Origin of the sequence: Oceanithermus profundus DSM 14977 (assembly GCF_000183745.1) — a bacterium.
GTDB classification, from domain to species: domain Bacteria; phylum Deinococcota; class Deinococci; order Deinococcales; family Marinithermaceae; genus Oceanithermus; species Oceanithermus profundus.
Map to the genome: position 1 here is coordinate 1,121,340 of NC_014761.1, position 15,512 is coordinate 1,136,851.

General features: G+C 68.3%; 16 protein-coding genes and 1 tRNA gene. 9 read left to right on the forward strand and 8 right to left on the reverse strand.

Features of this window, described 5'->3' with window-relative positions:
- Nucleotides 1–6 precede the first annotated feature (6 nt).
- The gene (gene tsf / locus OCEPR_RS05510; protein WP_013457722.1) at nucleotides 7–597 is read right to left on the reverse strand and encodes a translation elongation factor Ts; all 591 of its coding nucleotides are present in this window, start codon (nucleotides 595–597) and stop codon (nucleotides 7–9) included.
- Entirely contained in the window at nucleotides 594–1,361 is a 768-nt protein-coding gene (gene rpsB / locus OCEPR_RS05515; protein ID WP_013457723.1) for a 30S ribosomal protein S2, read from the reverse strand. The genes tsf and rpsB overlap by 4 nt, the downstream gene beginning before the upstream one ends.
- Before the next feature lie 201 nt (nucleotides 1,362–1,562).
- Here rpsB and OCEPR_RS05520 point away from each other — a divergent pair.
- From OCEPR_RS05520 to OCEPR_RS05545, 6 genes are all read left to right on the forward strand, one after another.
- A tRNA-Ala gene (locus tag OCEPR_RS05520) sits at nucleotides 1,563–1,637 on the forward strand.
- A 169-nt stretch (nucleotides 1,638–1,806) separates the two neighbouring features.
- Nucleotides 1,807–4,857, forward strand: coding sequence for a formate dehydrogenase-N subunit alpha (gene fdnG / locus OCEPR_RS05525; protein WP_013457724.1), 3,051 nt, complete (start codon nucleotides 1,807–1,809; stop codon nucleotides 4,855–4,857).
- 13 nt (nucleotides 4,858–4,870) lie between these two features.
- Nucleotides 4,871–5,644 carry a 4Fe-4S dicluster domain-containing protein gene (locus tag OCEPR_RS05530; protein ID WP_013457725.1) on the forward strand — a complete coding sequence of 258 codons (774 nt, stop codon included), beginning with the start codon at nucleotides 4,871–4,873 and terminating at the stop codon, nucleotides 5,642–5,644.
- Nucleotides 5,644–6,408: an NrfD/PsrC family molybdoenzyme membrane anchor subunit gene (gene nrfD, locus OCEPR_RS05535; protein WP_013457726.1), complete on the forward strand. Its 765-nt coding sequence runs from the start codon at nucleotides 5,644–5,646 to the stop codon at nucleotides 6,406–6,408. The genes OCEPR_RS05530 and nrfD overlap by 1 nt, the downstream gene beginning before the upstream one ends.
- Before the next feature lie 18 nt (nucleotides 6,409–6,426).
- Nucleotides 6,427–7,068, forward strand: coding sequence for a formate dehydrogenase accessory protein FdhE domain-containing protein (locus OCEPR_RS05540; protein ID WP_013457727.1), 642 nt, complete (start codon nucleotides 6,427–6,429; stop codon nucleotides 7,066–7,068).
- Nucleotides 7,068–7,856 (forward strand): formate dehydrogenase accessory sulfurtransferase FdhD, encoded by a 789-nt coding sequence (locus OCEPR_RS05545; protein WP_013457728.1) that lies wholly within the window; start codon nucleotides 7,068–7,070, stop codon nucleotides 7,854–7,856. Before OCEPR_RS05540 ends, OCEPR_RS05545 begins: the two co-directional genes overlap by 1 nt.
- Here OCEPR_RS05545 and mobA read toward each other — a convergent pair.
- Complete coding sequence (gene mobA, locus OCEPR_RS05550; RefSeq protein ID WP_013457729.1) at nucleotides 7,767–8,354, reverse strand: molybdenum cofactor guanylyltransferase; 588 nt, start codon at nucleotides 8,352–8,354, stop codon at nucleotides 7,767–7,769. The two genes, OCEPR_RS05545 and mobA, sit on opposite strands and share 90 nt — an antisense overlap.
- A gap of 180 nt (nucleotides 8,355–8,534) precedes the next feature.
- Between mobA and trpB the strand changes: the two genes are divergently transcribed.
- The 3 genes from trpB to OCEPR_RS05565 are packed head-to-tail and all read left to right on the forward strand — an operon-like array spanning nucleotide 8,535 to nucleotide 11,375.
- Nucleotides 8,535–9,755: a tryptophan synthase subunit beta gene (trpB, locus tag OCEPR_RS05555; protein ID WP_013457730.1), complete on the forward strand. Its 1,221-nt coding sequence runs from the start codon at nucleotides 8,535–8,537 to the stop codon at nucleotides 9,753–9,755.
- On the forward strand, nucleotides 9,752–10,525 hold the full coding sequence (gene trpA, locus OCEPR_RS05560) for a tryptophan synthase subunit alpha (RefSeq protein WP_013457731.1): 774 nt from the start codon (nucleotides 9,752–9,754) through the stop codon (nucleotides 10,523–10,525). Before trpB ends, trpA begins: the two co-directional genes overlap by 4 nt.
- 4 nt (nucleotides 10,526–10,529) lie before the next feature.
- The gene (locus OCEPR_RS05565) at nucleotides 10,530–11,375 is read left to right on the forward strand and encodes an MBL fold metallo-hydrolase (protein WP_013457732.1); all 846 of its coding nucleotides are present in this window, start codon (nucleotides 10,530–10,532) and stop codon (nucleotides 11,373–11,375) included.
- Between the two features lie 4 nt (nucleotides 11,376–11,379).
- Here the strand turns inward: OCEPR_RS05565 and OCEPR_RS05570 are convergent, their stop codons facing one another.
- From OCEPR_RS05570 to OCEPR_RS05590, 5 genes are read right to left on the reverse strand one after another with little or no spacing between them, the layout of a single operon-like run.
- The gene (locus OCEPR_RS05570; protein ID WP_013457733.1) at nucleotides 11,380–11,559 is read right to left on the reverse strand and encodes a hypothetical protein; all 180 of its coding nucleotides are present in this window, start codon (nucleotides 11,557–11,559) and stop codon (nucleotides 11,380–11,382) included.
- Nucleotides 11,556–12,671 (reverse strand): o-succinylbenzoate synthase, encoded by a 1,116-nt coding sequence (menC, locus tag OCEPR_RS05575; protein WP_013457734.1) that lies wholly within the window; start codon nucleotides 12,669–12,671, stop codon nucleotides 11,556–11,558. The genes OCEPR_RS05570 and menC overlap by 4 nt, the downstream gene beginning before the upstream one ends.
- A gap of 9 nt (nucleotides 12,672–12,680) precedes the next feature.
- Nucleotides 12,681–13,979, reverse strand: a complete 1,299-nt coding sequence (locus OCEPR_RS05580; protein ID WP_013457735.1) for a TRAP transporter large permease — start codon at nucleotides 13,977–13,979, stop codon at nucleotides 12,681–12,683.
- The gene (locus OCEPR_RS12275) at nucleotides 13,980–14,468 is read right to left on the reverse strand and encodes a TRAP transporter small permease subunit (protein WP_013457736.1); all 489 of its coding nucleotides are present in this window, start codon (nucleotides 14,466–14,468) and stop codon (nucleotides 13,980–13,982) included.
- A 9-nt stretch (nucleotides 14,469–14,477) separates the two neighbouring features.
- Nucleotides 14,478–15,452 (reverse strand): TRAP transporter substrate-binding protein, encoded by a 975-nt coding sequence (locus OCEPR_RS05590; RefSeq protein WP_013457737.1) that lies wholly within the window; start codon nucleotides 15,450–15,452, stop codon nucleotides 14,478–14,480.
- Nucleotides 15,453–15,512: the final 60 nt, after the last annotated feature.

The following is a 15,512-nucleotide window of genomic DNA, read 5'->3' on the forward strand; positions in this document are numbered from 1 at the left end:
GGGCGTTCAGGCGCCGAGCTCGAAGCGGCAGAAACGGCGCACCTTGATGTTTTCGCCGATCTTGCCGATGGCCTGCTGGATCAGCTCGGCCACGGTGATCTTGTCGTCCTTGACGAAGGGCTGCTCCAGGAGGACGACCTCCTGCAGGTATTTCTTGATGCGCCCCTCGGCGATCTTCTCGGCGATGTTCTCGGGCTTGCCCTCGTTGAGCGCCGCCTGGCGGTAGATCTCCTTCTCCTTTTCCAGCTCCTCGGCCGGCACCTCGTCCACGCTCACGTACTTGGGCGCGGCCATGGCGATGTGCATGGCGATGTCCTTGCCCAGCTGCTGGAAGTCGTCGGTGCGGGCCACGAAGTCGGTCTCGCAGTTGAGCTCGAGCAGCACCCCGACGCGCTTGTTGTGGTGGATGTAGTCGGTGACGATGCCCTCGCTGGCCTCGCGGTCGGCCTTCTTGGCGGCCTTGACCGCGCCCTTCTCGCGCAGGATCTGGATCGCCTTGTCGGCGTCCCAGTCGGCTTCTTCGAGCGCCTTCTTGACGTCCATCATGCCCGCGCCGGTGGCGGCGCGCAGCTTCTTGATCAGTTCGAGCTGGCTCATTCCTTGGCCTCCTCGGTTTCGGTCTCGCTGGCCGCGGGCGCCTCGGCCGCCTCGGCCTCGGCCTCCGCGGTTTCCTCGCCGCCGCCGCGGGCCTCGATGACCACGTCGGTCAGGCGGCTGGTGACGAGCTGGATCGAGCGGATGGCGTCGTCGTTGCCGGGGATGATGTGGTCGATCAGGTCGGGATCGCTGTCGGTGTCGGCCAGCGCCACGATGGGGATGCCCAGCTTGCGCGCCTCGGCCACGGCGATGGCCTCCTTGGTGGGGTCGACGACGTAGAGGGCGTCAGGCAGCCGGCTGAGGCGGCGGAAACCGCCCAGGTACTTGCGCAGGCGATCGAGTTCGTGCTGCAGGCGCACCTGCTCCTTCTTGGGGCGCTCGTTGATGTCCTCGGAGTCGAAGAGCTGCTCGAGCTCTTCCAGGCGCTTTACCCGGGCGCTGATCGTCTTGAAGTTCGTCAGCATCCCGCCCAGCCAGCGCTGGTTGACGTAGGGCATGCCCACGCGGTCGGCCTCGATCTGCACGATCTCCTGCGCCTGCTTCTTGGTGCCCACGTACAGGATCACGCCGCCGCGGGCGGCCAGGTCCTCCACGTAGCCGCAGGCCGCCTGCATCTGCACGAGCGTCTTCTGCAGGTCGATGATGAAGATGCCGTTGCGCTCCGCGTAGATGAAACGCTTCATCTTGGGGTTCCAGCGTTTGGTCTCGTGACCGAAGTGGACCCCGGCTTCCAACAGTTCCTTGATGCTGATGTTACAGGCCATCGTGCTCCTCTTCCGGAGGGCGTTGAGGTGGGCGTTGGGCTTGGTTCGCGGGGCCTTTGGGGAGCGGACGCCCTCCTGCCGCCGCCGCGCCCGCGAACACGCCTCAACGATTATAGACGCTGACCCGCCGATTGGGAAGCCCGCGGCGCCGCGGGTTTGACGGGGCCCAGCCCGACCTCTAGAATGCGTGCGGAGCCCCGTGGGGCCGTAGCTCAGAGGGAGAGCACCTGCCTTGCAAGCAGGGGGTCAGCGGTTCGAATCCGCTCGGCTCCACCAAAACGGCCGGGAGACCGGCCGTCGCCCTTTTCTGAAAGCCTTGTTAGGACAAATAGACCTACCCCGGGGGGGCATGTTTGGTAGGCTAAGGTAACCGCCTACGAGCGCCACAACCCGGTACACGCTTCCACGTCTTTCCGCTCCACGGCGGCCGAAAGGAGGCGAGAGCGTGCTTACCCGACGCGATTTCTTCAAGGTCGGCGGTGCCGCCAGCGGTGTCTTCTTCCTGCGGGGCCGCGCCCAGCCGTCGGGGCAGAAGCGGCTGCACAAGCCCGTTGGCGAGCATCCCGTCATCTGCCCCTACTGCGCGACGGGCTGCGGCATGATCGCCGCGGCGCAGGAGGGGCGGCTGGTCAACCTGGAGGGCGACCCCGACCACCCGATCAACCGCGGCCAGCTCTGCAGCAAGGGGGAGGCGGCGCGCGGCTTCGTCGAGAGCCCCTACCGCATGACCAAGACCCTCTACCGCGCCCCGGGCTCCGACACCTGGGAGGAGAAGCCCATCGACTGGATGATCCAGCAGATCGCCCGCCGCATCAAGGAGACCCGCGACAAGTACTGGATCCAGCAGGACGACGACGGCTACGTGGTCAACCGCACCGAGGCCGTGGCCTTCCTGGGCGGCAGCTCCAACGGCAACGAAGAGTGCTACATGTTCATCAAGTTCGCCCGCGCCCTCGGCCTCAACTACATCGAGCACCAGGCCCGCATCTGCCACTCCTCGACGGTGCCGGCACTCGGGGAAAGCTTTGGTCGCGGGGCGATGACCAACCACCCCATCGACTTCAAGAACGCCGACGTCATCCTCATCGAGGGGGGCAACCCCGCCGAGCAGCACCCGCTCACCTTCAAGTGGATCATGGAGGCGAAGGACCGCGGGGCCAAGGTCATCGTCGTGGACCCGCGCTTCAACCGCAGCGCCGCGCGGGCCGACGTCTTCGCCCAGATCCGGGTGGGGACCGACATCGCCTTCATGGGCGGATTGATCCACCACATCCTCGAGAACAAGCTCTACGACGAGTACTACGTCAAGAACTACACCAACGCGACGCTGCTGGTGAACCCCGAGTTCAAGACCGCGACCGACCTCGACGGCCTCTTTAGCGGCTACAACCCCACGCCCGACAACCCCAACGAGAAGGGCGTCTACGACCGCAGCACCTGGACCTACCAGATCGGGGAAGACGGCTACGCCAAGCGCGACCCCACGATGACCGACCCCAACTCCGTCTTCCAGCTGCTCAAGAAGCAGTACAGCCGCTACACGCTGTCGATGGTCAGCAAGATCACCGGCATTCCCGAGGCCAAGCTGAAGCAGATCTACGACCTCTTCGGCTCGACCGGCCAGGTGGACCGGGTCGGCACGATCACCTACGCCATGGGGGCCACCCAGCACTCCTACGGCACCCAGCACATCCGCGCCTACGCCATCGTGCAGCTGCTGCTCGGCAACATCGGGCGCGCCGGCGGCGGCGTGAACGCGCTGCGCGGTCACTCGAACGTGCAGGGGTCCACCGACCACGCGCTGCTCTACCACATCCTTCCGGGGTACATGCCGGTACCCGACCGCAAGTTCCCCACCCTGCAGAGCTACCTGGAGGCGAAGACGCCCAAACGCCTCCTTCCCAACGCCCCCAACTGGTGGGAGAACCTGCCCAAGTACTTCGTCAGCCAGCTCAAGGCCTGGTGGCCCAAGATCGATCCCGAGATCAGCTACCTCTACTTGGCCAAGCTGGGCCCCCACGTCGGCGGCAAGCCCGACGCCTCGAGCGACTACTCGCACCACGCCCTGCTGCACGCGGCCCTTTCGGGCGTGCTCAAGGGCCTGATCGCGGTGGGCCAGAACCCGGCGATGAGCGCGGCCAACGTCAACATGGCCCGCAAGGCGCTCGACAGCCTCGACTGGCTGGTCGTCCTCGACCCCTTCGAGACCGAGACGGCCGCCCACTGGAAGCGGCCCGGCGTGGACCCGAAGAACATCAAGACCGAGGTCTTCTTCATCCCCACCCCGGTCTGGGTCGAGAAGACGGGCTCGATCACGAACACCGGCCTCTGGGCGCAGTGGTACGAAAGGGCGGCGGAGCCGCCCGAAGGCACGGTCGACGAGATGTACTTCTTCACCAAGCTGGTGGAGGAGCTGAAGAAGCTCTACGCCGAGGGCGGCGCCTTCCCCGATCCGATCGTCAACCTCTCCTGGCCGGAGTGGTCCGAGGAGCAGGCCGTGCACTGGGCCAAGGAGATCAACGGCTTCGACCTGACGACCGGTCAGCAGGTGGCGAGCTTCACCAAGCTGAAGGACGACGGCACCACCGCCGCCGGCAACTGGCTCTACTCGGGCTCCTGGACCGAGGCGGGCAACATGATGGCGCGCCGCGACTCCAAGACCGACCACCCGGCGGGCATCGGCATCTACCCGAACTGGGCCTGGTGCTGGCCGGTCAACCGCCGCATCCGCTACAACCGCGCCTCGGTCTGGTTCGACACCGGACAGCCGCGCGACGAGAAGCGCTGGGTGATCCGCTGGAACGCCGAGAAGCAGAAGTGGGAAGGCGACGTGCCCGACGGCGGCTGGAAGCCGGGCACGGTGCTGCCTTTCATCATGAAGTCCGACGGTTTGGGGCACCTGTTCGCCCTCAGCCTCAAGGACGGCCCCTTCCCCGAGCACTACGAGCCCTGGGAGTCGGCGGTGCTCAACCCCTTCGGCCAGCAGAACGACCCGGTCTGCAAGGTCTGGCACTTCAAGGACCTGGACGTCTACGGCGACCCGAAGGACTACCCGATCATCGCGACGACCTACCGGCTCACCGAGCACTGGCACACCGGGATGATGAGCCGCAATGTGCCCTGGCTGCTCGAGCTTCAGCCCGACCCCTTCGTCGAGATCGGGACCGACCTGGCCGGCGAGCTGGGCATCAAGAACGGCGAGTGGGTGTTGGTGGAGTCGGCGCGCGGGTCGGTCGAGGCGGTGGCCATCGTGACGCCGCGCATCCAGCCGTTGAAGATCGAAGACGAGAACGGCGCGCGCGTGGTGAACCAGGTGGGGATCCCCTGGCACTGGGGCTACATGGGCGGCGGCGCCCGCCCCGAGTCGGCGGGGAACGCCCTCACGCCCAGCGTGCACGACCCCAACTGCTTCATCCCCGAGACCAAGGCGATGCTGGTGCGGCTGAAGAAGCTCGCCAAGCCGCCCAAGAAGATCGACCTGAACGCCCGGATCTAGGAAGGAGGCTGGGATGCCGAAACCCAACGATTACGCGATTCTGTTCGACGCCTCCCACTGTACGGGTTGCCGGGCCTGCCAGGTCGCTTGCAAGCAGTGGAACGACCTGCCCGGGGAGGCGACGGTCAACACCGGCAGCTACGAGAACCCGCCCTCGCTCTCGTCGATGACCTGGTTGCGCATGAAGTACACCGAGGGCGTCGATCGCGGCGAGGTCTTCTGGGACTTCACCCGCGACTCCTGCATGCACTGCTCGAGCGCGGCCTGCGTGGAAGCCTGCCCCACGGGGGCCGTGGGCTACCGCGAGGGCGGCGTGGTGACCGTAGACCAGGACTGGTGCATCGGCTGCCGCAACTGCGTCCAGGCCTGCCCCTACGACGCCATCCACTACGACGAGGAAAAGGGCGTGGTGGACAAGTGCACGCTCTGTTACGACCGCGTCAGCAACGGTCTCGAGCCGGCCTGCGTGAAGGCCTGCCCCACGGGCGCCCTGCACTCCGGCCGCTACGCCGAGATGAAGGCGCTGGCCGAACAGCGCCTGGCCGCGCTCAAGGGCGCGGGGTACGACCAGGCCAACGTCTACGGCCTTGCCGAGATGGGCGGCACCCACGTGCTCTACGTGCTGCTCAAGCACCCCAGCGCCTACGGGCTCCCCGTCGGGCCGGTGACCGAGAAGCGCAAGGTGGCCAGCGGCTGGCTCTCGGCCGGCATCGCGGCGGCGGTCCTCGGCTTCGCCGGAGCGCGCTGGATAGCCGAGCGCCGTGAAGAAGTGGGAGGTGAGCGGTGATGACCGGCGAATGGGGCATCTACATCGTCCTGTACTTCTGGCTCGCGGCCATGGGGGGCGGGGCCTTCCTGATCGCCCTGGGCCTGCGCGACGAACGCGCCAGGCGGTCGGGGGCCTTCCTGGCCTTCATCGGGATCGTGATCGGGGCGCTGCTGCTCATCGTCGACCTGGGCCAGCCGGTGCGCTTCTGGCACCTGCTCGTCGGCTTCCACCCCATCTCGGTCATGTGGCTGGGGTCGGCGGTGCTGGCGCTCTCGGGGCTGGGCCTCTTCCTGCTCCTGGTCATGCGCGAATGGCCCGGGTGGCTCGTCTGGGTGACGGCCATTCTGGTGCTGCTCGTCGTCGGCTACACCGGCGTCTTGCTGATGGCCACGGCCCGCCCCTTCTGGAGCGGCAGCCCGCTGATGCCCTGGATCTTCCTCGCCTCGGCGTACACCACGGGGGCGGCCTTGCTCGTGCTCCTCGGCAACCGCGAACCGGGGCTGCACCGGATCTCCTTCAACTTTGCGCTGATCGAGATCGTCCTCGTCGTCGCGCACCTGATCTGGACCTACCCGCTGGCGAAGAACGCCGTGCAGGCCGCCCTGACGGGCGAGCTCGCCTGGGCGTTCTGGGGCTTCGTCGTGCTGGGGGTCGCCCTGCCGCTGTACATGGAGGCGCAGCGCCGCGCCGCTTCGCTGGCCGCGTTGCTGGTGCTGGCAGGGGGCTTCCTGTTGCGCTACTTCATCGTCTACGCCGGCCAGACGGGCGTGCTGCGCTTCTGAGCTAAGCTGAGGAGGAACGTGAACCTTTTCGATCTCGAACCGTTGTTTCGCAGCCTCGAGGCCCTCCCGGCCGCCGACGGGGCGGCCGGGGGGTACCCCGGCTTCGCCGCGCGCTTCCGTGAGGTGCTGGACGTGATCGCCCGCGAACAGCCCGACTGGGCGGAGCGGGCCCGGGGGTACCGCGACCTGAACGCGACCCGGCTCGAGGCCCTGCGCGCGGCGCTCCTCGGCTCCGGAGCGGAGGGTCCGGACGATCCCTTGCTCGAGTTCGCGCTGCTGCAGACGCTCCGCCGCTACCACCGTTCCCAAGACGCCGAACCCCGGAGCGAGGGGCCCGACGACGCCACCTGCCCGGTCTGCGGGGCCGAGGCCGACGTGGCCTACCTGGACGCGAACGGCTTCCGCTACGCCGTCTGCCGGATATGCGACAGCCGCTGGCCGGTTCCCAGGGTGCGCTGCCTTTACTGCGGCGAGGAAGAAGCCAAGAAGCTGGAGTACTACCCCTACGAAGCGGGCTACCGGCTCTACCGTTGCAAGAGCTGCGGGCGCACCCTTCCGGCCGTCGACCTGCGCGAAACGGGGCGGCTGGACCTGCCTCGATTGCGTGCGGCCGCAGTGGAGATGCAGTTCCTTTACGAGGCCGGGGCGGTGGAGGAGTGATGTACCGCTACGAGAAGGGACGTTTCCATCCTGCGCGCTTCGAGGCGCCCCGCGAGGTCGAGCTGACCCTGGTCGTCAACGGGCGTCCGGCGTTGCGGCTGGCGCACTCGCCCGGGGAAGAGGTCGAGCTGGGCCTTGGCTTTCTCTGGCTGGGCGGCGCCTTCGACACCCTGGATCAGGTGCGCTGGTTCCGCCGCGCCGAGGGGGTGCTCGAGTTCGAGGTGGCGGGCCGGGCCGGGCCGGGGGTTCCCCTGCGCACCAGCAGCTGCGGCATGGGGATCGTCTACGGGCAGCGGAACGTGCGCGAGCTGCCCTTCGTCGCCCTGGACCCCGAACTTCCCGTCCGCATGCACGCGGTGCTGCGCGAGCGTGCGGTGGAGTACCGGCGCACCCGGGGCATCCACGGCGCGGCGCTCTTCACCACCGATGGGCGGCTGCTGCACCTCTCCGAAGACATCGGCCGCCACAACGCCGTGGACAAGATCGCGGGCCGGATGCTGCTCGAAGGTTGGTCCCCGCCCTTCGCGCTCGCCGTGAGCGGCCGGGTCTCGGCCGAGATGGCCCAGAAGGCGGCGGCCATGGGGGCGGTCCTCCTCACCAGCCGCACGGGCGCGACCCGGAGCGGGCTCGACAGCGCCGAACGCCACAACCTAACCGTCTGCACCTACGTGCGCCCGCTCGGCTACCGGCTCAACACCTCACCCGGGAGGCTGATCGTCCGCGCCACCGACGAGGTCTTCGATGCGGTTCGCGTTGAGAAAGAGCCCGGAGCCGAAACGGGGGGCTAGCTCGCTCCAGGGGACGATGGCGGCCCGGGCCGCTTCGACGAGGTGCTTAAGGAAGAGGTCGCCGCGCGCGATCTGCTCCCGCGCCACCGGCTCCAGGTCCTTGCGGTAGAACGCCGCCAGAGGCTCGATCCAACCGGTCGGCCCCTCGGCGACGACCGCGAGCCCCTCGGTCGTGCGGGTCCGCGCGAACATGTAGGCCCAGTAGGCCGGCGTCAGCTGCGGCAGGTCGCAGGCGGCGACGGCGACCCAGTCGTGGCGCGCGTGCACCAGCGCGCTGTGCAGCCCGCTCAGCGAATCGGCCCCCGGGACCACGTCGCCGAAGACGGGCACCCCGAACTCGGGGTAAGGGCGCCCGGCGACGATGAACCGCTCGTCGGCCTCGCGCAGGCTCTCCAGTACGTAGGCCGCGAGGGGACGTCCGCGCCACACGTACCGCGCCTTGTCCTGCCCGAAACGCTTGGATCGGCCCCCGGCCAGCACCGCTCCGCTGAAGTCCATGCCCCTAGCCTAACGCCTTGACCGGCGCGCCGGCGGGTCGGTAAGGTAGGGGCAAGATGCGGATCCGTACGCCCCGTACCTACAAGATCCGTCACCAGCGGTTCTGGTGAAGCCGCGTCCCATTCCTTTCCCCGCTTACAATCCGAACCCAAACCCCGAGAACACTGGAGGAGCGCAAACATGTACCTTCCCGAGTACCCTTTACCGGACGAACGCGGACGGTTCGGCCCCTACGGCGGCCGCTACGTCCCCGAGACGCTTATGCCGGCCCTGGAAGAGCTGGAGGCCGCCTACCGACGGCTGCGCCGCGACCCCGACTTCCTCGCCGAGCTGGACGACCATCTGCGCCACTACGCCGGCCGCCCCAGCCCCCTCTACTTCGCCCGTAACCTGACCGAAACCTGGGGCGGGGCGCGGGTCTACCTCAAGCGCGAGGACCTTAACCACACGGGGGCGCACAAGATCAACAACACCCTGGGCCAGGCCCTGATCGCCAAACGGATGGGCAAGCGCCGCGTCATCGCCGAGACCGGCGCGGGCCAGCACGGCGTCAGCGTGGCCACGGTGGCGGCGCTGTTCGGCCTGGAGGCGGTGATCTACATGGGCGCGGAGGACGTCCGGCGGCAGGAGCTCAACGTCTTCCGGATGGAGCTGCTGGGGGCCGAGGTGCGCACCGTGACCAGCGGCACCCAAACGCTCAAGGACGCAACGAACGAGGCCATCCGCGACTGGGTCACCAACGTGGAGACGACCTTCTACATCCTCGGCTCCGTGGTGGGGCCCCATCCCTACCCGATGCTGGTGCGCGACCTGCAGAGCGTCATCGGGTTGGAGCTCGCCCGCCAGCTCCAGGAAGCCGAAGGCAGGAACACCCCGGACGCCATCGTCGCCGCCGTGGGCGGGGGCTCGAACGCCATCGGCGCCTTCGCGCCCTTCGCCTACCTGCCCCCGGAAAAACGTCCGCGCTTGATCGGCGTGGAGGCGGCGGGCGAGGGGCTCGCCAGCGGACGCCACGCGGCCAGCATCGGCGCCGGTAAGCGCGGCGTGCTGCACGGGTCCTACATGTATCTGCTCCACGACGAGGACGGCCAGATTCTTCCGGCCCACTCGGTCTCCGCGGGCCTCGACTACCCGGGGGTGGGCCCCGAGCACAGCCACTACGCGGACGCCGGGGTGGCCGAGTACGTGGCCGTGACCGACGAGGAGGCCCTCGCGGCCTTCCAGCTGCTCAGCCGCGCCGAGGGCATCCTCCCCGCGCTCGAGTCGGCCCACGCGGTGGCCTACGCCGCCCGTCTGGCGCCGCAGATGGGGCGCGACGAGGTGCTCGTCATCAACCTTTCGGGCAGGGGCGACAAGGACGTTACCGAAGTGATGCGTTTGTTGGGAAAGGAGTCACGATGAGCCGGATCCAAGCCGCTTTCCGGCGCGCCCGGAACGAAGGGCGGGCCGCCGTCGTCCCCTACCTGACCGCGGGTTACCCGAGCCCCGAAGCCTACCTGGACACGGCGACCCAACTGCTCGAGTTCGCCGACCTGATGGAGATCGGCCTGCCGTATTCGGATCCCCTGGGGGACGGCCCGACGATCCAGCGATCGGGCGAGGCGGCGCTGCGCGCCGGGGTGCGCACCGCCGACGTCGTCGCGCTGGTGGCCGCGCTGCGGCAGCGTACCGACAAGCCGCTCTTGCTGATGACCTACGTCAACCCCGTCTTCGCCTGGGGCCCGGCGCGCTTCTTCGCAGCCTTCGCGGAGGCCGGGCTCGACGGGGTCATCCTCCCGGACCTGCCCCCGGACGAGGATCCGGAGGTCGTGCGCGCCGCGCACGACGCTGGACTCGCCACCGTCTTCCTGCTCGCCCCGACCTCCACCGACGCGCGCATCCGGGAGGTGGTCCGGCACACGACCGGCTTCGTCTACACCGTCAGCGTGACCGGGGTGACCGGCGCCCGCAGCGAGATGCCCGACCTCGCGCCCCTGGTGGGCCGCATCCGTTCGCAGACCGAGCTGCCCGTCGCGATCGGCTTCGGCGTCTCCGGCGCCGAGACGGCCCGCCAGGCGGCGCGCGTCGCCGACGGCGTCGTCGTCGGTTCGGCGCTCATCAAGAAACTGGCCTCCGGCGAGGATCCCGCGCCCCTGCTCGCCGAGATCCGGCGGGCGGCGCGCGTAGAATAGGCGCATGAAGCCCTTCAAGCTCGGCGGGTTCGAGGTCTACTTCCTGGAGGACGCGCGTTTCCGCCTCGACGGGGGCGCGATGTTCGGGGTCGTGCCCAAACCGCTCTGGAGCCGCGTCGCCGAGGCCGACGCGCAGAACCGCATCCCCCTGACGATCCGGCCGATGCTCGTGCGCGCGGGCGAACGCTGGGTCCTGATCGAGACCGGGATGGACGACAAGCAAGGGGAGAAGCACCGCAAGATCTACGGCATCGAGGGCGCGGGCCGCTTGCTCGAACAGCTGCGGGCCCTGGGGCTGTCCCCGGGGGACGTCGATCTGGTCATCAACACCCACCTGCACTTCGACCACGCCGGGTTGAACACAGTTTCACGAGATGGCCGTATCGTGCCGCTCTTCACGAATGCCCGCTACCTGGTGCAGAAACAGGAGCTGTACGACGCGACCCACGTCCACGAGCGCAACCGCGCCAGCTACCTCCCGGAGAACGTCGAGCCCGTGGCGGAGGCCGGTTTGTTCGAAGAGGTGGAAGGGGAGGTCGAGGTGTTGCCCGGCCTTACGCTCGTGCCGCTGCCGGGCCACACCCTGGGGCAGCAGGGGGTGGTGCTCCGCTCCGATGGACGCACCCTCGTCTACACCGCCGACCTGATGCCCACGCTGGCCCACGCGCCGCTGGCCTACATCATGGCCTACGACCTCTACCCCGTAACCACGCTGGAGGTGCGCAAGGCCTACTACCCGGCGTGGGCCGAGGAGGGGGCCTACCTGGCCACCCCGCACGATCCCGGAGCCCCGCTGGGCCGGCTCGTTCGTGACGAGCGCGGCTACCGGGCCGAACCGCTAAGCCCGTAGGCCGTCAGATGCCGCGCCAGAGCGTCCAGGCGGCCAGCAGGTAGAAGAAGACGGCCACCGCCCAGCTGGCGTAGGCGTAGCGCCGCTCCCCGCCTTCGGGTTGCAGGGAAAAGACGAAGATCAGGCCGCCCAGCATCGTGAACAGGAAGCCGACGGCCATCCAGAAGTAGGCGATGCCGCTCACGCCGCGCCTCCAGAAACCTCAAAGCCGCCTACGCGCACGCGCTCGAGGAAGGCCCGGTCCAGGGTGACGCCCAGCCCCGGCCCCTTGGGGACCGGCATCCATCCCTCCTCGGCCTCGAGGGGTTCGTTCACGACGTCGTGCGCCCAGTAGCGGCTCGCGGAGCTCGTGTCCCCCGGAAGGGTGAAGTTGGCGAGGGTCGCGGCGTGGATGTTGTGGGCGCGGCCCACCCCGGTCTCGAGCATCCCGCCCATCCAGACGGGCACCCCGAAGGCCTGAGCCAGGTCGTGCACCCTGCGGGCCTCGCCGTGACCGCCCACCCGGGCCACCTTGACGTTGATCACCCCGGCCGCGCCGAGCTCGAGCGCCTGCCGGGCGGCGCGCGCCGAGGTGATCGACTCGTCGAGGCAGATCGGGGTATCCAGCCGCTGGGCGAGCTGGGCGTGGTCGAGCAGGTCGTCGTAGGCGAGGGGTTGCTCGATGTAGTCGAGGTCGTAGGCGTCCAGCCGCGCCAGCTTGCGCGCATCGGAGAGCCGGTAGGCGGAGTTGGCGTCGACGGTGAGGTGGGCTTCGGGGAAGCGTTCCCGCACGGCGGCCACCACCGCGACGTCCCAGCCCGGCTTGATCTTCAACTTGATGCGCCGGTAGCCGGCTTCGAGGTGCCGGGCCACGGCGTCGATCGTCGCCTCCAGATCCGGCTGGATGCCCAGCGAGACCCCCACGGGGACGCGGTCGCGGACGCCGCCCAGCGCGTCCTTGAGCGGCAGCCCCAGGCCCCGCGCCCACAGGTCCCAGAACGCCATCTCGACCATCGCTTTGGCCATGGGGTTGCCGCGAAAGCGCTCCAGCGCCCGGGCCAGCGCCTCGGGGTTCGGCCAGTCCCGGCCCACCGCGGCGGGAAGCAGGCCCTTTTCTACCAGATCCAGGGCGCCGGCGAGCGTTTCCTCACGGTAGCCGGGGAAGGCGGTCATCACGCCCTCGGCGTAGCCCTCGAGCCCCTCGCCCCGGAGCACGAGCAGGGGAACGGTTCGGTGGGTTTGCACGCCGAACGATGTCTCGAAGCGGAAGTTCAGCGGCAGTTCGACGACGACGACCTCGGCGGATTCGATCTTCATAGCCCCATCCTATCCGCGCATGAGCTGGGGGAGGAAGAGCACGACCTCGGGCCAGACCGTGATCAGCGCCGCGAGCCCCATCAGGATGGCGAAAAAAGGCAGCGCCGCGCGCGCCACCCGCAAGATCGGAGCCCGGGCCACCCCCTGAATGACGAAGAGGTTGAAACCGACCGGCGGGGTGATCTGCGCGGCCTCGACCATGAGCACCAGGAAGATGCCGAACCACAGCGGGCTGAAGCCTGCCTGGGTGACGAGCGGCAGCGTGATGGGCAGGGTGATCACGATCATGCTGATCCCGTCGAGGAAGAAACCGAGGACGATGTAGAAGAGCGCGATCACCACGACGAGCAGGTACTTCGAAAGCCCCAGCGAGGCGATCCAGGCGGCCAGCGCGGTGGGGATGCCCATGAAGCCCATCGCCGTCGAGAGCAGCGACGCGCCGGCGATGATGAGGCCGATCATGCTGGTGGTGCGCACGCTGCCCAGCACCGCCTGCCGGAAGCTCTCGAGGGTGAGCGATCGGTAGGCGAGGGCCAGCAGGAACGCCCCCAGCACCCCGATCGCCGCCGACTCGGTCGGGGTCGCGAAGCCCATGTAGATGCTGCCGAGCACCAGCAGGATCAGCAGGGTGACGGGCACGAGGTTCACGAGCCCGAAGAAGCGGTCCTTCCAGGTGTACCGGTCTCCGCCCGGCGCCTTTTCGGGCCAGCGCAGCCCGGCGTAGACGAGGTAGAGCATGAAGCCGCCGGCGAGCATAAGCCCCGGGATCACCCCGGCGATGAAGAGCTTCCCGATCGACACCTCGGCGAGCACGCCGTAGATGATCATGACGAGCGACGGCGGGATCAAGAAGCCCAGCGTTCCGGCCCCCGCGAGCGAGCCCAGGATCAGGTCGTCGTCGTAGCCGCGCTTGCGCAGTTCGGGGATGTTGATCTTGCCGATCGTGGCGGCGGTGGCCGCCGAAGAGCCCGAGACCGCGGCGAAAATCGTGCTGGCCACCACGTTGGTGTGCAGCAACCGGCCGGGAAGCCAGGCCAGCCAGGGGGCAAGGCCGTCGAACATGCGTTCGGAGATGCGGGTGCGCAGCAGCAGCTCGCCCATAAAGATGAAGAGCGGCAGCGCCACCAGGGCCCAGGAGTCGGTGGCGTTCCAGGCGATGTTGCCGAGCAGACGCAGCGGCGGGGTCGAGGTGAAGAGGTCGATGGAGACGAGGGCCACCGCGAAGAGGGATACGAAGACCCAGACGCTCAGCCCCAGCAGCAGGAAGAGGATCGCGAGCAGGACGACGACGGCGACGAGGGGATCCATCTAGCCCTCCTCACCGGCCCAGCGCTTGAGCACGAAGGCGACGAAGCCCGTCCAGAGGACCAGCGCCCCCGCGAGCGCCCCCGCGTAGGGGTAGACGAGCGGCGTGCGCGAAGGAAGGAAGCTGCGGGTGCCGTAGTGCAGGGCGTCGAGGGTTTGGTTTCCCAGCGCGAGGACGAGCAGGGTGGCGAAGGCGAGGCCCAGCAGGCCCGCGATCAGGTCCAGACGGCGCCGCCATGCCGGGCTCAGGCGTTCGCGGAGCAGGCCCACGCGGATGTGCTCCCCCTTTTGCAACGTGTACCCCGCGGCCAGGTAGACGATCCCCGCCATGAAGTACCCCGAGTACTCCTCGGCGATCAGGGTGCTGCGTCCGAAGAACTGACGCAGGGCGATCTCGTAGAGGATGAGGCCGGTGGTGAGCAGCAGCAGAAAGCCGGCCACCCATCCGGTCAGGGTGGCCAGGCCCTCTGCGGCCCGCACGATGGACCGCACGGCGGCTCCTTACTTGCCCTGGAAGGCGTCGAGGACTTCCTTCGCCTTCGGCCCCGCTTCCGCCATCCACTTCTCCAGGATCTTCTGGGCCGCGGCCTCCATGGCGCTTTGCAGCTCGGGAGTGATGTCCTTGACGATCTGCATGCCGTGGTTCTTGAGCGCGATCTCGGAGACCAGGTCGGCCTTCTGCGAGGCCTTCCACTGGAAGGCCTCCACCTCGGCGGCGGCGTCGAGGATGGCCTGCTGTTCGGCGGCGGGGAGCTTGTCGAACGCCTGTTTGTTGACGATCACCATGTTGAGCGGGAAGGCGTAGTTGATGCGGTGGAAGTAGTTGGTCACTTCCCAAAGCTTGGCGTCGACGCCGGTCTGGGTGGAGGTCAGCACCCCGTTCACCAGCCCGGTGGAAAGCGCGGTGTAGAGCTCGCTGAAGGGAATGGCGATGCCCTGCCCCCCCAGCAGGGTGACGAACTCGGCGGAGTTGGCGTCGTAGGTGCGGATCTTCAGCCCCTTGAAGTCGGCCGTGCTCTTTAGCATCTTCTTGGTGTAGATGCCGCTCGGGGGCCAGGGGACGGCGTAGAGCAGCTTAGCGTTGTGGCGGGCCAGGGCTTCCTCGTAGTAGGGTTTGGCGATCTGGTACAGCTTCCAGGCCTCGTCGTAGTTCTTCACCAACAGCGGCACCGAGGTGAGCCCGAAGATGGGGTCGTCGCCGCGGGCGTTGCCCATGAGCAGCTCGGCGATGGGCAGCGTGCCGCTGCGCACCGCGCCCAGCACTTCCTGCCCCTTGAACCCCAGGGCGCCGCCGGGGTGGACGGCGATCTCCAGGTCGCCGCCGGTCTTCTTGGCAACGAGGTCGGCGAACATCACCACGCCCTTGGTGTGGAAGTTGCCGGAGGGCCAGGCGATGTGCATGTCCCACTTGGTCTTGGCGAGGCCAAGACCGCTCAGCATGAGGGCCGCGGTCAACCAGAGTGCATACCTTTTCATAAGCTCACCTCCGCGTCCATTATAGTTCGACGTCGACGGGGTCCTTTGGCCCAATCCCAG

Bases quoted from the DNA above. Each gene is read 5' to 3' on its own strand.
- tsf (WP_013457722.1), bottom strand. From the start codon at position 597: ATGAGCCAGCTCGAACTGATCAAGAAGCTGCGCGCCGCCACCGGCGCG.
- rpsB (WP_013457723.1), bottom strand. From the start codon at position 1,361: ATGGCCTGTAACATCAGCATCAAGGAACTGTTGGAAGCCGGGGTCCAC.
- OCEPR_RS05530 (WP_013457725.1), top strand. From the start codon at position 4,871: ATGCCGAAACCCAACGATTACGCGATTCTGTTCGACGCCTCCCACTGT.
- nrfD (WP_013457726.1), top strand. From the start codon at position 5,644: ATGACCGGCGAATGGGGCATCTACATCGTCCTGTACTTCTGGCTCGCG.
- OCEPR_RS05545 (WP_013457728.1), top strand. From the start codon at position 7,068: ATGTACCGCTACGAGAAGGGACGTTTCCATCCTGCGCGCTTCGAGGCG.
- mobA (WP_013457729.1), bottom strand. From the start codon at position 8,354: ATGGACTTCAGCGGAGCGGTGCTGGCCGGGGGCCGATCCAAGCGTTTC.
- trpB (WP_013457730.1), top strand. From the start codon at position 8,535: ATGTACCTTCCCGAGTACCCTTTACCGGACGAACGCGGACGGTTCGGC.
- trpA (WP_013457731.1), top strand. From the start codon at position 9,752: ATGAGCCGGATCCAAGCCGCTTTCCGGCGCGCCCGGAACGAAGGGCGG.
- OCEPR_RS05565 (WP_013457732.1), top strand. From the start codon at position 10,530: ATGAAGCCCTTCAAGCTCGGCGGGTTCGAGGTCTACTTCCTGGAGGAC.
- menC (WP_013457734.1), bottom strand. From the start codon at position 12,671: ATGAAGATCGAATCCGCCGAGGTCGTCGTCGTCGAACTGCCGCTGAAC.
- OCEPR_RS05580 (WP_013457735.1), bottom strand. From the start codon at position 13,979: ATGGATCCCCTCGTCGCCGTCGTCGTCCTGCTCGCGATCCTCTTCCTG.
- OCEPR_RS05590 (WP_013457737.1), bottom strand. From the start codon at position 15,452: ATGAAAAGGTATGCACTCTGGTTGACCGCGGCCCTCATGCTGAGCGGT.